The organism is Algoriphagus sp. AGSA1 (assembly GCF_021390545.1).
GTDB lineage: Bacteria > Bacteroidota > Bacteroidia > Cytophagales > Cyclobacteriaceae > Algoriphagus.
Genome location: NZ_JAJUWR010000006.1, coordinates 171,715 through 186,908, shown reverse-complemented (window position 1 = coordinate 186,908; position 15,194 = coordinate 171,715). Strand labels below are relative to the sequence as shown.

17 protein-coding genes and 1 pseudogene are annotated in these 15,194 nt (G+C 38.3%); 7 read left to right on the top strand and 11 right to left on the bottom strand.

What is annotated here, in order from left to right:
* Positions 1-15: 15 nt before the first annotated feature.
* The 4 genes and pseudogenes from LZF95_RS06265 to LZF95_RS06250 form a co-directional block, all read right to left on the bottom strand.
* Positions 16-585 (bottom strand): Crp/Fnr family transcriptional regulator, encoded by a 570-nt coding sequence (locus LZF95_RS06265; protein WP_233754124.1) that lies wholly within the window; start codon positions 583-585, stop codon positions 16-18.
* A 60-nt stretch (positions 586-645) separates the two neighbouring features.
* Positions 646-1,449: pseudogene (locus LZF95_RS06260) on the bottom strand (helix-turn-helix domain-containing protein).
* A 51-nt stretch (positions 1,450-1,500) separates the two neighbouring features.
* On the bottom strand, positions 1,501-2,496 hold the full coding sequence (locus tag LZF95_RS06255; RefSeq protein ID WP_233754123.1) for an SDR family NAD(P)-dependent oxidoreductase: 996 nt from the start codon (positions 2,494-2,496) through the stop codon (positions 1,501-1,503).
* A 399-nt stretch (positions 2,497-2,895) separates the two neighbouring features.
* Positions 2,896-3,666 carry an SDR family NAD(P)-dependent oxidoreductase gene (locus LZF95_RS06250; RefSeq protein ID WP_233754122.1) on the bottom strand — a complete coding sequence of 257 codons (771 nt, stop codon included), beginning with the start codon at positions 3,664-3,666 and terminating at the stop codon, positions 2,896-2,898.
* Between the two features lie 103 nt (positions 3,667-3,769).
* Between LZF95_RS06250 and LZF95_RS06245 the strand changes: the two genes are divergently transcribed.
* From LZF95_RS06245 to LZF95_RS06220, 6 genes are all read left to right on the top strand, one after another.
* Positions 3,770-4,120, top strand: a complete 351-nt coding sequence (locus LZF95_RS06245) for a helix-turn-helix domain-containing protein (protein WP_233754121.1) — start codon at positions 3,770-3,772, stop codon at positions 4,118-4,120.
* Positions 4,121-4,793: 673 nt separating this feature from the next.
* The gene (locus tag LZF95_RS06240; RefSeq protein WP_233754120.1) at positions 4,794-5,354 is read left to right on the top strand and encodes a porin family protein; all 561 of its coding nucleotides are present in this window, start codon (positions 4,794-4,796) and stop codon (positions 5,352-5,354) included.
* Positions 5,355-5,904: 550 nt separating this feature from the next.
* Entirely contained in the window at positions 5,905-6,669 is a 765-nt protein-coding gene (locus LZF95_RS06235; RefSeq protein ID WP_233754119.1) for a sensor histidine kinase, read from the top strand.
* A complete protein-coding gene (locus tag LZF95_RS06230) occupies positions 6,666-7,430 on the top strand; it encodes a LytTR family DNA-binding domain-containing protein (protein ID WP_233754118.1) in 765 nt (254 codons plus the stop codon). Before LZF95_RS06235 ends, LZF95_RS06230 begins: the two co-directional genes overlap by 4 nt.
* A 134-nt stretch (positions 7,431-7,564) precedes the next feature.
* Positions 7,565-7,963, top strand: a complete 399-nt coding sequence (locus LZF95_RS06225; RefSeq protein ID WP_233754117.1) for a hypothetical protein — start codon at positions 7,565-7,567, stop codon at positions 7,961-7,963.
* 416 nt (positions 7,964-8,379) lie between these two features.
* Complete coding sequence (locus tag LZF95_RS06220; protein ID WP_233754116.1) at positions 8,380-9,420, top strand: hypothetical protein; 1,041 nt, start codon at positions 8,380-8,382, stop codon at positions 9,418-9,420.
* A gap of 257 nt (positions 9,421-9,677) precedes the next feature.
* Here LZF95_RS06220 and LZF95_RS06215 read toward each other — a convergent pair whose 3' ends face one another.
* The 5 genes from LZF95_RS06215 to LZF95_RS06195 form a co-directional block, all read right to left on the bottom strand.
* A complete protein-coding gene (locus tag LZF95_RS06215) occupies positions 9,678-10,586 on the bottom strand; it encodes an AraC family transcriptional regulator (protein ID WP_233754115.1) in 909 nt (302 codons plus the stop codon).
* A 3-nt stretch (positions 10,587-10,589) separates the two neighbouring features.
* Positions 10,590-11,501, bottom strand: coding sequence for an NAD(P)H-binding protein (locus tag LZF95_RS06210; RefSeq protein ID WP_233754114.1), 912 nt, complete (start codon positions 11,499-11,501; stop codon positions 10,590-10,592).
* Between the two features lie 298 nt (positions 11,502-11,799).
* The gene (locus tag LZF95_RS06205) at positions 11,800-12,282 is read right to left on the bottom strand and encodes a DUF1097 domain-containing protein (protein ID WP_233754113.1); all 483 of its coding nucleotides are present in this window, start codon (positions 12,280-12,282) and stop codon (positions 11,800-11,802) included.
* Positions 12,283-12,297: 15 nt separating this feature from the next.
* Complete coding sequence (locus LZF95_RS06200) at positions 12,298-13,038, bottom strand: SDR family oxidoreductase (protein WP_233754112.1); 741 nt, start codon at positions 13,036-13,038, stop codon at positions 12,298-12,300.
* An 89-nt stretch (positions 13,039-13,127) separates the two neighbouring features.
* Entirely contained in the window at positions 13,128-14,060 is a 933-nt protein-coding gene (locus LZF95_RS06195; protein ID WP_233754111.1) for an AraC family transcriptional regulator, read from the bottom strand.
* Between the two features lie 138 nt (positions 14,061-14,198).
* Between LZF95_RS06195 and LZF95_RS06190 the strand changes: the two genes are divergently transcribed.
* Positions 14,199-14,423, top strand: a complete 225-nt coding sequence (locus LZF95_RS06190; RefSeq protein WP_233754110.1) for a hypothetical protein — start codon at positions 14,199-14,201, stop codon at positions 14,421-14,423.
* Positions 14,424-14,725: 302 nt separating this feature from the next.
* On the opposite strand, the gene LZF95_RS06185 is transcribed toward LZF95_RS06190, so the two are convergent.
* Positions 14,726-14,956, bottom strand: coding sequence for an acyl carrier protein (locus LZF95_RS06185; RefSeq protein ID WP_233754109.1), 231 nt, complete (start codon positions 14,954-14,956; stop codon positions 14,726-14,728).
* A 21-nt stretch (positions 14,957-14,977) separates the two neighbouring features.
* The gene (locus tag LZF95_RS06180; protein ID WP_233754108.1) at positions 14,978-15,187 is read right to left on the bottom strand and encodes a hypothetical protein; all 210 of its coding nucleotides are present in this window, start codon (positions 15,185-15,187) and stop codon (positions 14,978-14,980) included.
* Between the last annotated feature and the right edge of the window lie 7 nt (positions 15,188-15,194).

Sequence of the window (15,194 nt, the reverse complement as noted above, 5' to 3'; positions counted from 1 at the left end):
TGGTAAAAAGAGATGTTAGCGGATATTTTTTCTTATTCTGCTTAGTGACTGCTGCGTAATCCCCAGATATGAAGCGACATACGAAAGGGGAATGCGATTGATAAGGGTCTGGAATTTTTCAATGAATGTTAAATAACGGGTAGTGGCATCTTCCGAGACCAAGGGACTCCGTCGATCCAGTGTTTCAATCAGGCATTTTTTGTAAATTTTTTCTACCAGTGTATCCCAACCTATAATTGTATTTGAAATATCGTCCCAATCTTTTTTTGAAAAAATAAGCAACTTACAATCGGTAATTGCCTGTACATATTCGGAAGCTTCCACCTGTTCTTCAAACTTTTGATAGTCCGTGACAAAGTTATTTTCTTCCATAAATAAATGTGTTATTTCATCTCCTTTGTTGTTGAAATAACAGAAACGCATTATGCCTTCCAGAACAAATCCAACCCGGGTTGGAATTTTTCCGGCTTCAGAAAAATATTCTCCTTTTCGAAGATCATACCTTGTTGCTTTTCCCAGAATGAAATCTATTTGATGCTGGTTTAAGTCACCAAACTGTGAAATATAATCAATAAAAGCTTTCATAGGCTCAAGTTACGCTGAGGAAATTTCGGTGAGATTTTGCTATGGTAAAAGATGGGCCAATCAGTTTTTAAAACTGTAGCATTTAATTACAGGCCTTCTAAATTCCAATGGCGTTTGATCTGTTTTTTGCTTGGATAACATATTGAAGGATTGTGGTTGCTCAAAGCCTAATAAATAAGCAATTTCGTTGATGGATAATTCCATTGTGGATAATTATTCTTTAGCTTTCTCAATGATTTTTTCGTGGATGAATTGCTGGGTACTTTGTCCCGACAAAGTTTTTGGAATGGGTGAACTATTCAGTTCTTCCGCAATGAAATGAACAGTAGGCAGCCCTTTTGAAATCAATCCACCATCGGCAAAATAATAATTGAGCAAATCCTCCAACCGTTCTAAAACGGGATGATGGTTTTGTTCTCTTGTGATAAACTGACGGTTGTAAAATCGCTCTGCGTAACTCAGTAAATTTTCCAGATGTGTAATGATGATCTGTTTGCTGAACTTATCTACGTTTGAAAGGTATTCGCTTTGAATACTTAGTATAATGCCATTAAGAATGGCTTCTTCCTTATAAAAACAGGGCTTCATTTGCCGTATAGTCGAAAAAATCATACTTTTTTATGGTTTGGGCAAGTCCTGTATTCCATAGGAAATCGGTGTGTAGGAGCACTACCCAGCCAGAGGGCGGCGCAGCCAAAGCCTCATATACTATTTCTGCACTCATCACCTGTCTTGGAGCCATGAAGAAGAGAATCCCATCATCAAAATCACACCGCTGATAAGTGGATTTTCAGGCTTAGGCAATCCCAGAAACTGATGTGCTTCGGAAATGGTGTTTATTTTCACAAGCTTATGTGTTGCCATTTTATAAAGATAAAAATTCAAGAATTGATGTATTCCTTCTACCCCTCTCTATTAACGAGATGAATTAGTACTAGCGTTTGGTTCAGTCAACCCCGTAAGAACGGCACTGTCATCCCAAAGTTCATCGGCAGAATTTACATCATAGGAAGCTTTGGAGGAAGGAATCTCTTTCATCCCCTCATAATATTTTCCGTTAGTTCCGACCAATTCAGGATCTGTAACCAACCTTGCCAGTGAAGCACCTGATTCTTTGGAAGTATGGACATTTTTAATCAGCAAACGCATGACAGTCAACATATGTGGCATGATGCGGTACCACATAAAACGCATCACAGGTGAATATTCACGCGCAAGACCCGTTCCTGGCATTAACCCCGGGTCAAAGGCATTAACGGTAATTCCTTCGGGTAACCGTGATGCTAATCCATAGGTGAAATACATGTTTGCGAGTTTTGACGTAGCATATCTCCGACCCATATCGGCTGTTTCATCATCATTTGAAGCTTCTATACCAAGATTGCCTTTTGACAATTCCATTGGCGTATTCCAAGCCGGAGCAGGAACGGTAGCCATGGGTACAGCGTCCAACTGTACCGGATCGTGCACACCACTTGCTATCACAACGATACGTGTGGGTTTAGCCAGCAAAGGTAGCAGTAGGTTCACCAATAAATAATGCCCCAAGTGATTCACACCAAAGGTCGATTCAAATCCATCCACGGTAAACTTCGTTGCTCCTTGTGTTCCTGCATTGCATATTACACTGTACAAAGGAGGTAAGTCTCCTGCACTTAATCGTTGCTCAATCGTATTCGTAAAAGCACGTATCGAGGCCAGAGAGGCCAGAGCCAATGATATAGCCTCCACATTTCCCGAACCAATACGACTTAATTTTTTCACCGCCGACGCCCCACGTTCCTGATCCCTACAGGCAATAATAACATGCCAGGCTTGCTTATATCGAAGTAATGCAGTTGCAGCACTAAAACCCAGACCTGAATTTCCCCCTGTTATGATAACCGATCGAACTGTTTTTTCTGTTTGCATCTCTGTAAAAATTTAAAATTTGATGCAACAAAGTTCTGGGATTTGTTCTCCGGACCTGTATCCAAAACTAGCTTACTTGTAGTTGAATCAGGACGCCATCTAAATTTTACCTATCTATATATTTATTATTTTGTATATCCGCTTTTCTACCAGCAAGGAAGCAAAGCGAAATAAGACTTGGCAAACTTTAGTGATGAAGGCCACTTCGGTCTGCCTCGCTGTGGCGGGTCTTCCAGCCAATAAAGCAAGGAAAATATGGCTGCATGCATCATTGCGGGTAATCACATTTATTATTTAGTTTCACTAATTTAATCCCTTACAAAATGACCAAGGATGTTTATATGTAGTACACACACCCTTGCCCTTATATAATCATTGGAATCCTAACTATTCATACGATTATTTCATCAGACTCATATTGGTCAAACCACCATCTGAAAGAATCTCTGTTCCTACGATAAAAGATGACTCTTCCGATGCAAGAAATACGGCAGCATTTCCAATATCTGACGGAAGTCCTAATCTATTGGATGGTGTAATATCTAACCAGGTTTGTTTTACTTGAGACAATTGATTCTCAGGTACAAATTTTGTAAAAACAGGCGTCTCAATTGTCCCTGGAGAAAGTGCATTCACCCTAATCTTTCTTGATAAGAGATCAAGAGATAAACCTTTTGCAAAATGGATGAGTGCCGCTTTGGCTGCTCCATATATTGCCATTCCGGGGTAAGCGCGATGTGCTGCACTCGAACCTATGAGAATGACAGATGCGCCGTCTTTAAGATAGGGAAGCGCTTTCTTAACAGTGAAATAAGCCCCTTTTAAATTTAAATTCATATACTGGTCATAGTTATCTTCTGTTATATCGAGGATGGTTTCCAAAGGTACTCCATCGACCACGCCACCGGCATTTACAACTAAAATATCAATTTCCCCAAATCTATCTGATGTTTGTTTAAATATGCCCTCCAAATCATTTATATTGGTAACATCGCCTGTAATCCCAATAAAATTTGAATTTAAAGCCTTAACAGAACTATTTAATGTGTTTTGATTTCTACCGGTAATAGCTCCCTTTGCTCCTTCATTTTTAAATGCTTCTGCAATACCAAATCCGATACCGCTGTTTCCGCCCGTAATTACGGCTACTTTGTTTTTTAGTTTGTCCATTTTATAATTATTGAAATTTGAGTTGCAAACCTAATAAACAAAATTTATTTTAGTAACTTTGTAACGAAAAGTAACAGTAACCTTGAGGTAACGAAGTAACATTATGCAGAAATCATTAGAAAAAGAAAAACATAAAAAAGAGATGATGGCTGTTCAGGATTCAATGGATGTGCTGAGTGGAAAATGGAAAATATCCATCATTTCCTCCATTTGCTATTACAACAAAAGACGGTTTTCTGATATCTTGAATGATGTGGTCGGAATTTCCAACAAAATGTTGAGTAAGGAATTAAAAGAATTGGAAACAAATCAATTAATCAATCGAACAGTATTGGATACGCAACCCATATCGGTTCAATATGAGCTTACGGAACACGGTAAAACTCTCCAAACCATAATCAATAACCTAACCGATTGGGGAATTGCACATCGAAAAAAAATTATAGGTAAATGATTTTTACACTTGAGACCAAGCATTATAGTTCAACAATAGCATAGGTTTCCGTGAAACCTATAGGAGCAGCTGATGTAAAACCACTATTTATTGGATGGCATTGATCATAGTCTCAGCTTTTCCATACCCAAAACCGCAGCACTCCTCTACCGCTTAATCTCCACATTTCTGATCTCTACAGGCAATAACAACGTGCCAGGCTTGCTTATCCTGAAGTAAAGCGGCTGCAGCACTAAAACCCAGACCTGAATTTCCCCCCTGATATGATTTTACTGTGCATACTGTTTTTTCTGTTTGCATCTTCTAATGGATTAAATAATGTGATGCAACAAAATTCTGGGCATTATTCCCTGGGTTTGTATCCAAAGCTAACTTCCTTTTAGTAGAATCTGGACTGCCGAGACCGATCTATTTAAAAATTCGATCCAAGAATTGGAATGGCCTTGGTCTAGCTAAACCCACTTCCTTTTTTTGAAATCTGAGAATTTTCAAAGCCTAACAAACTATAATTTTGTCAGGAAAAGAGTTTACAGCATTTCAAATTTGCCGCTGCAATTGAGCATTTCCATTTAACAGCTCATCCCCCCTTTTTATCACTTCATTCACAAAAGGAGTACACTTGGGAAAAGGGCCCTTTAATTTTACAGGAAATATAAACCTAACATATAAAAAAATGAAAAAACACCTCTGTGTCACGATACTATTCGCAGTAATTGGAATTGCAGCGACTTTTGCCCAAGGCTTGAATTTTGGCCTTAAAGGAGGGGTAAACAACTCGAATTATGCAGGAACAAGTCCATCTTTTGACGCAGAAAGCATCACAAGTTACCATGCTGGGGTATTCTTGGAACTGGGCTTATCAGAAAGACTTTCATTACAGCCAGAACTTCTATACTCCACTCTGGGAGCGGAAGTCTCCCTTGATGGAGCAGTGGAAGACTTTAAGAATAAGCTAGGCTATATTTCTATTCCAATTTTGGCTCGGATCTATTTAATTCCCAATAGATTATCCCTAGATCTAGGTCCACAAGTATCTTTTTTGATGAATGAAAAAGAAAATGTGAATCTAAGAAATTCAAATTCTTTTGATTTTGCTATATCCGGTGGGGTAACACTCCAAGTGATCGGCCCCTTGTTTATTCAAGGAAGATACAATCTGGGACTCACGGATGTTAAACCAGATGCCAGTGTCACCAATAGAGTGATTCAGCTATCTGCAGGTTTAAGATTCTAAACCTATCCCCTTCTTAATCAGAACCCTAGGAAATTCATATAAAACAGGATAAGTGGACTAATTCTTTTAATTAATAAAACATAATAGCTCAGCATCCTACACCTTAAAATCAGTAGCTTATAATTGCACGCAAACAGCTAAGTATTTTTAAAGATCACGAAAGGGAATAAAACTTCCCTTACACGGGTTAAAGCAGTAGGATATCCAAAAATATATGAGGAATGAAAAAAAAGATACATTTCAATTTGTAAAGCCCAGAAAAATAGGACTGATACTACTTACATTCTTAGGGATATATTTAATTAGTTTCAGCATTTATCCTCATCTAAGCTGGAGTTATTATCTCGGGTTAAGCCCTCTAAAAATCGGATTTGACATTGTGTGCACTTTACTGTTGTCATTTTTTATCATCGAGGTATTCCTGATGATTGACCGCAAGATGAACAGCCGATTACCCTGGCATATTTATACGGTACGAAGATGGGTCATTCAAACTAGTGTACAGACACTCTCTTTACTCGTTTTGCTTTTGGTCTATGCCTTTTTAACCATGAAAACAATGGAACTTTTAGGTATTAGCTATACATCGGAGGAATCAGCTGAAAGTGATATTGGAAACGTCTTAGTTTCCATTGTTTTTTTATCCCTGATTGTCAGCATGCTGAATACGGTCACCTTTTTATCCTCCAATTGGCGAAAAGAAATCATAGCGGCAGCAGAATATAAAACCAAGGCAGCTGAAAGCCAGCAATTGGTAACCCAATCAGAACTCCACGCCTTACGTCTACAACTTGACACCCACTTTGTATTTAATAACCTGAGTGTCCTTTCAGAACTTATTCTTAAAGACCAACAATTAGGATTTGAATACAGCGAGAATTTCGCCAAAGTCTATCGCTATTTATTAATCAACGCCAAAAAACAGGTAATAACTCTAAATGATGAAATCAATTTCCTTAAATCCTACCTGTTTCTATTAGAAAACAGAATGGGTAAAGGAGTAGAATTTAGGGTTGGCATTCAAGAAACACAACTGCACCTGCATCTTCCTCCAATTACCTTACAGCTTCTAGTTGAAAATGCGATAAAGCATAACCGAATTGATAAGGAAAGCCCCTTGCTGATCAAGATTTATACTGATCAGGCTGATCAATTGATTGTAGAAAACGACATCAAACCCTTACTTAAAAAACCAGTTTCATCGGGTGTAGGATTGGAGAACATCGTTAAAAGATACGAAATACTCTCGGACAGGATTCCTCAAATTGAGCAAACAGAAAAATCTTTTATCGTAAAAATACCACTGTTAAAATGAATAAGATCAAAAAAATACTAATCATTGAAGATGAAGAAGCTAATTCAAATCGCTTAAAACGGATCATTGTAAACTTACGAAGCAATTATCAAATTTTGGAAGTACTCTGCAGCATCCAAAAATCGGTGGAATGGCTAGCTAGTAACGAGCAACCGGATTTATTGTTTATGGATGTTCAACTTTCCGACGGGGTCAGCTTTGAAATTTTTAATTTGGTTGAAGTCAAATGTCCTGTGATCTTCACCACTGCCTACGATGAATATTCTATTAAAGCATTTAAATACAATAGCATTGATTACCTGTTAAAGCCCGTGGAGCAAGCTGAATTGGAATTTGCCCTTACTAAATTTGAAAACCTGACCAAGTACAATAAGGAACTGCTAAACGTGCCGAAGGATATAATGAATCTGCTTAATAAAAAGGAATATAGGACACGGTTTATCACCACAAACCGGGATGGATTCAAACAGATTCAAGTGGAATCCATCTCCTATTTTTTTTCTGAATTTGGAGCTACCTATGCGATGTCCTTCACTGGTGAAAAAAATCACATTGCCCATACGCTGGAATCCTTGGAAGAAGAGCTTGATTCAAAACAATTCTTTAGAGCAAACCGGCAGTACATCGTCCATATCAACTCTATAAATCAAGTGCACAATTATTTCAATTCAAAGTTGAAGTTGGATGTTAAGCAAAACAAAAAAGGAGTTTTGGTAAGCCGGCTTAAAGCTGCCTCATTTAAGGAGTGGTTAGATTACTGAGGGTTTCATTTATTCACTTGAACGGGTCTATTTATCATTTCACGCTTCATTTATATCACTTCATGAACAAGTTCTACCTCCTTGGTCAGGATGACAATTATTTTTGTCCTTCAGTTAATTAAAAGCGATTAAAAATGAAAAAATCAATCTTACTACTTGTATTGGGAATTCTGGTATTAAATACTGCTAATGCCCAAAAATATTTTGGGAAAAGTTATGAACCTACACAACATATTGACGAATATTTCGACAGTGCTGATGTGAAAGAATCCTATACAGTGATGGGAAAAACTGAACTTCTACAAGGCTTCCGCTCTCTGGAAAGGTCTCAGGAAAAAATCAATGATTTAGCTAAGAAGAAAGGTGCAGACGGAGTGATATTTTCTATTGTGGAAGAAATCTATGGTACCTCAACCTCCAGCGGTGGCAGTGTGAAAGAAAAAAAGAAAAATAAAACCACCGCCTCTTCAAGCAGCGCAACGGTAGATTTAACTCAAAAGAAAATTCTCGCCACGTTCATTAAGTATAAGTAATTGATTGATGAGCTACACTCATATCTTATAAATCCACAGAGTATATCTAAATCGCCACATCAACGTATCGCCTTAGCGAAAAGCAAGCGTAAGATTAGGCACCGTCCACAGTTTGAAGTCCTCGTGCTTAACTTATGATTGGAAAGATGTGCAGGCAGCGAATAAACTGCTTTTCAGTAGCCAATTTAAAAGTTCAATCCTTTCCAGGGACACTAGGGGTTTTGTGGAGCTATATCAATACGTATGATTTCCTAATTATACGCCCTTAGTACTACCCCATCATTAGTTATTGACCACTTACTTTCATGAAATACCCATGTCGAGCAGTCGACACGCAGGAGGATGATTATCCAGAATATTCTCCCGATGAAAATCTGGACAGGCTATCTGATCATTAAAAAACAAATTATAAACAGATGAAAAATCTTAACCATCTATTCGTAGCCACTGCCATCTCGTTGATCCTGTTTACAGGATGCGAAGAAAAAATAGATAGTCCAGTTATACCCATTAACCCAGACTTAGCCGAGGTGGAGCCTACTCCCTGTGAAAACCCTCCGCTCCCTCTTTGGTATTTACAGCAATTATATAGCTGGGGTCAAGAAGCATCATTTATTCTTGCAGACACTAACATCCATATTGCCGATTTGGCGCTGATGCATACTGTGTATTTTGAGAACAGCGCGGCAAACCAAATTTTTGGTCCTAACGGGGAATATACCGAGCAGATTAACCAACAATTTAACGGTCTAAAAAGCTTTTGGGACATGGAGTCGGATCAAATCATCCTAGTAGCCTCTCGTGGATCAATGTTGGAAGACCGGGTCAAGGTTGTTAAAACTTATCAGGCACATTACGGCTACAGTGACCATAAGGCTAATGTCTATGCTGACTCCATAGCCACTCTGCTTCAAACCTATCCACAGTTCCTCAATGGACAACATCCTGCATTTACGTTTAATCAACTTGCGATCCCGGATACAATCCTTTCTCGCATAGGTCAAATCCCGGATAAAATAATTATTGGTGATGGGCTCTTGCAAGGCTATGAGGCGCTTGGTTATGGAGCTATTGCCCCGCAGGCTATTCTGGCCCATGAGTTTGGACATCATATTCAGTATGAGTTGGGTATTTTAATCAAAGGGATGAGCCTAATCCCCAAAACCGCTCGCCGCATTGAGTTAATGGCCGATGCTTACGCAGCATATTTCTTGTCCCACCCAATGGGAGGTGCTATGCAGGAGGAGGGCATGCAACAAGTCTCAGAGGTGTTTTTTAACATTGGTGATTGTAGTTTTGAAGCTAACTCACACCACGGTACGCCTACCCAAAGAAAAGCGGCCACCGAATGGGGATATCGTGCTGCGAACGATCTACGACCACACGATCAAATTTTATCTATTCTTGAATTTGCAAGAATGTTTGATGCAGAATTAGAAAATATTGTAAAACAATAATTATGGAAATAGTCCAGGTACCGGGATTTGACATTATATTCCTGATGGGAAGTCTATCTAATGGCTAAGGAAATGAGTCTGCGAACGAATATATTCTATTGTGCCACGATTGGCTTTCTAAGCAAGAATCCTGTTTTCCAATAAAATACTTGACCATCGACCACCCTTCTTAGACTACATTTCAAGTGTCAGCAAAAAATCAGAAAATCTTCTAGGTTTGGAGGAAGATCAAATTTCTATTAAGCCCCATAATGACCTTAATTAAAAGTACTTCTAAACTCCAAAGGTGTTTGATTTGTCTTTAGCTTAAACAGTTTGCTGAAGGACTGTGGATATTCAAATCCCAATTCATAAGCAATTTCACCAACCGAAAGATTAGTAGTGGACAATATTTCCTTTGCCTTTTCGATAAGCCTTTCGTGTATGTGTTGCTGTGTGCTTTGACCTGTCAACGTTTTGAGTACACCATTCAGGTAATTAGGCGATAAATTCAGGGATTCCGCCACAAATTGAACGGATGGCAATTGCCTATCAGGCAATGAAATATTATTAAAATGGGCATTTAATATTTCTTCCAGACGGTCTAGAATCTGAGAATTGGCTTTTTGTCTAGTAATGAATTGGCGTTGGTAAAACCGGTCTGCATAGTTAAGCAACGTTTCTATTTGGGAAATAATGATTTGCTGGCTAAACTTATCAATAGTTGAATGATATTCCTGCGCGATGTTCTGAAAAATAGTTGTTATAGTTATTTCTTCCTTTTCGGATAGAAACAATGCTTCGTGGACTGAGTAGTTAAAATACTCGTATCGCTTGATGGTTTTTATAAGAGAAGTATTCCACAAAAAATCAGGATGGACGAGTAGTAACCATCCTGTATGAGTCAATTGGCTTGAAGCTTCTAAAGAAAAAACCTGCCCTGGTGAAATAAACAGCATCGTTCCTTCATCAAAATCATATTCCTGCTGACCATACTTCATTTTGCAGTTCACATTCTTTTTCAATGCAACCACATAAAAGTCCTGAACAATACGGTTGGGTTCATCATCTCTGAGGTAAGTTATGGATTCGAAATCCACTACACTCACCAATGGATGTTCAGGCTTGGGTAAGCCGCGAAACTGATGATAATCACTGATCGTTTTAAACTTATGTGGTTGCATCATGTCTTAAATTACGTTTCGTTGGATTTGCTTATAAGCATTTGCGAAATCTAGTGCAAAATCATTGACTTTTACCTTTCCCATTAGCGGCCTATTCAGTCTATAGTCCTCATATAACAAACCGGTATTTATGGCAGCATACATCTCTGTCATATCAGCTGCAATCGTGGGATTCATTCCTGCAGTTATCAACCCTTCTCTCATCTGCTCATCCGTAAGCGTCAACCATGCTAACTCCGGATTCCCAATAGCCTTTCCTAAAATACGTATCAAATCTCCATAGGCAATTTCCTCGCTCGCTACATAACGTACTTTTCTGCCAGCAAATGGGGTGGAGATTTCTGCCGCGATAACATCGGCAATATCTAGGGGAGATACCCAGGAATTTATCACGCCATTGCTAATATTAAAAGCAATATATCCCTTGTTTTTCGCAGTATAACTATGGGGCAACAGGTTGTAATAAAATTCTGTTGGGCGAATATGGGTGATGGAAACATCTGCTGGCAAATCGTTTAAAAGCTGCTCCACGTGATAGGTACCTTGAAGAATGCCGTTTCCTTTATCCATATGGGCACCAATAGAGCTCAGATTAATCACACGTTTAACTCCGGATTGCGTAATTGCCTTTGCATAATTCCTACCAAATTTCCGATAATACGCCAGCAAATCAAGGCTATGGTCAAAGTAGTTGGCGGGTGGAACCATGGTATAAACCAGATCTGCACCTGCGAAAGTAGCTGACAGAAAATCCGCGTCACTGAGAGAACCTATAGCCGCCTCTGCCCCTAATGCCTGAATCTGTTTTTCCCTTTCTTTGTTGCTGCTGATCACAACTACTTGATGCCCATCTCGCAACAACTCTTCTGTAAGTGGCTTGCTAATGTGTCCTAAAGATCCTCCTAAAATAATTTTCATGGTTTTAAAATTTTGTTTAAGCAAAGTTCCATTGAAAATCGTGGGTGAATGGAATCAAATCAACTTAGGTTGTATCCAAAAAATGGGTGGATTTACTGCATATTAAAATGATGATGCAAGAGGTTCAGTAACTATTAATAAATCATGCAACTAGTACTTCAATTAAAAGCCTTTCGAAATTCGGACGGAGACTGATTGGTTTTTTGTTTAAAAATAAGGCTTCAGGCGATAAACTCAACCTATAGACTATCATGAAGGGCCTAAATCATGATTTTTAGACATATGATTAATTTTTAGGTTATTCATTCGGCTGACTTTCACTGATTTTGGAAATAAGATTTGTGGTTGTATGATTCAATAAAGCAAATACAAATCCTGCAATAAGTGAACTAAAAATAGTCAATATAGGCTGGATCGCTAACGGCGGATGAACCCCAAAGAAAACAATTAATCCCAGAAACCAGGCGGGAATATTATTCAAGACCTTGTTCTTACTTAAATATGGCAGGAAACTTATGCAAATAAAGACCGCTATCGGCAATGTAAACCTTCCGAGTTGTTCGGGTAATCCATTAGCAACCGTACTAATAATTATACCCATAATAAAACCTGCAGAAATGTTCAATAAGGCTTTGGCAGAGGTCTTGATTGACATTCCAAATATATAATAACTGACCCAGGCAATGAATAAAACCCATGTAATCCATTGTAAGGAAAATGAAATAAATACGGCCAATGCTCCTAGAGCACCCATAGATAAGGATGTTGAAAGTGTTTTCATAATGCAATTTTTTTTTTAGGCCATAGCGCCGTTGGCACCTATATTTTGAGCAGAAATCCATTTTGCCTCATCACTCGCCAAGAATACAACTACGCTAGCAATATCCTCAGGCTTTCCAATCCTATTGAAAGCCGAAAGCGTGGCCAACCGATCTATGAGCTCTTGAGGTTTTCCTTTCATAAATAACTCAGTGTCTGTAGGTCCTGGAGAAACTGAATTCACGTTAATTCCACGGCTTCCTACCTCTTTGGCGAATACCCTCGTTAATTGTTCTACTGCGGATTTTGTGGCTACATACGGCCCGTAGGTGGGTAGCATAAGACGATTCACCGAGGTAGATAAATTGATTACACTGCCATTGTCTGCCAATTTGGTAGCTGCTTCCCTCAACGTGTGAAAGACACCCTTTACATTTACTTCTAGCAGTCTTGCAAAATCTTCATTTGATGTATCCTTGATTAAGGAATTGATCATAATCCCTGCATTGTTCACTAATACATCAATTTTACCGTAATACTCTATTGCATTATCAAATAGTTGCGAAACCTGTTTGGGATTGCTCACATCTGCCTGAAGGGAGATCGCATCCCCTCCCTTACTTTTAATGAGTTTCACCACATCCACTGCATCAGTTATACTGCCGGCATAGTTGACAACTACTTTCGCTCCTGCCTTAGCCAGTTCCTTGGCTATCTCTGCCCCGATACCTTTTGAAGATCCAGTTACCAGAGCTACTTTATTATTTAAATTGTTCATGACTTTATATTGTTTTAGATTAACAATACAAAGATGCGGAGGAGTAAAAAATTCTATGATACAAGAACTATTACAAAAGTTGCAAATATCTAAGATTTGGTATTAAAGTGTTGTTTTTTATAGGATGCTGGACTTAGTGAAGTATGCTTTTTGAAATAATTGCTAAAATGCGCAGATTCAAGAAAACCTAACCTGTTTGCGACCTCTTTAATACTAAGCTCTGCATTTTGCAGTAATACTTTTGCCTCAGTGATAGTTTTCTCCGATATCCATGTACTTATGGATTTACCTGTCTTACTACTGATTACACGGGAGAGATAATTGACATGCAAATATTGCATATCAGCATAGTCCTGTACCCGGAGCTGATGCTCAGTCTTACCTGTGACCAGTTCTCTGTAATGCAGTTCCAAATTCCTTTTAAAGGTTTTAACAATTTCTGAGCTACGGTTTCCTTCGTTTAGTGGGTCGTAATCCTGAAAAAAATACTCTTTTATTATAAGAAGCAAAGTCACTGTCAAACTGCCAATAATGCGATTCTTATAAGGAGAATCCCCAAGATGCTGCTCATGAATTAAATGATACAGTCTTTCTGTCAGTTGGAATTGTTCGTCTGTAAGCGTTCGGGGTTCCACTGTTTCAGTAAGTAGGAAGGAAAAATGATCATATACTTTGGCATGAACAAATTCCTTTAAATAGGATTCGTGAAAAGTAATCAGACAGGCATCTGTAATTTCATGCCATTCAAAAATTCGAAAATTGCCCGGATTGGTAAAATAAACAGTATGGGGTGTAACCTCAAAAGTTTTGTCATCTATGATATATTTTCCAAAAGCATTTTTTATAAACAAAAAACTAAAATAATTAGGACGAAAAGGAATGGATTTAAAAGGTAATTCCTTAAATGTTTGCTGTAAATAATGAATAGTAAAACCTGAGGATGAATCTACTTCATTCAGAGGAAGCCCCATTGCTTCATATAATTCATGTAAATCTTTTATCTGGATATTTTTGGGAAGCATTTAACTAAATTAAGTAATTGTCCGAACGTGAAATAGATGATTATAATTTATGTATTCTTTAATAGTAGCAAATTTATGCGGCCCCCTTTAAGTTCCCACTACTTCAAGCTCAGTTCTTCGCTTAATTAAGAAGAAATAGTGCCATTTCCCACGCAAAACTTAAGCAACTATTACCTGGAATATGAAATACATAGAAGTGAAGTTATTCGCAATGTAGGATTAACCCAATTAATAATAGATACTTACTTTGACTACGGTCATTTTGGTTCTGGTCATATCATCGGTATGGGGGGATATCCCATACCGATGCCGGAAGAATCCCTATCGCCAAGTGGCATGCATTTCACCCTGAAAGCAGTATGATCATTCACCATTACTGAGGTAGCATTTAGTTTACAAGGCTACAATTGTTAACTCCTCAACCCTCTCATTCATCAACAAAGCCGCTTTTTCCAATATTTCCATCCTTTAGTAAGCAAGGTCCAGAGTGAATGATCATCGAACAAGACTATAGCAGTATTTATTACTTGGTCTAGACTACTTTTATGCATCAAAGCCAACTCTTTTATCAAACTTTGATCATAAGGGGATGAAATTTTCATATAGAACATCTGCATGAGAAAATAAAAAAGTCCCGCACATACGGAACTCCTTTTAATTTAATTTCAGCTCATCAGTAAATCTATTATCTGAACGGGAGCGGATACTTCATCAACTTTGTCATCAGCAATTTGCTTACTTAATTCAAATTCCAATTCAAAAATCAACCCATAGACATAAATTTTGTCCATTCTTAAGTCATCTTTAAACGAAGCATATTTTTTACTGCCCGTCAAGGCTATTCCGTACTGCCGGAACACCTTGGATATTTTGCGTAAATCGCTATAATTTTTCATTCGGTAGTTAGTTGGCCTTTCTCAATCTCTATTATATTCACTGAATAAAGCAATTCGCAACATAGCAGAAGCTTGAATAATCGATTCCTGAGCTCCCGTTAGAACAGCTCGTGCATCTTTTGGTGACAGGGTTTCCAAAGGAGGCTCATCACCGCTATTTAAGGTTTTTAGAAATATCCGCATGTCTTTTGAAATGTTTGAGTCCTGGTCTGCTGAATTTGATTGTCCCATAGTTGCT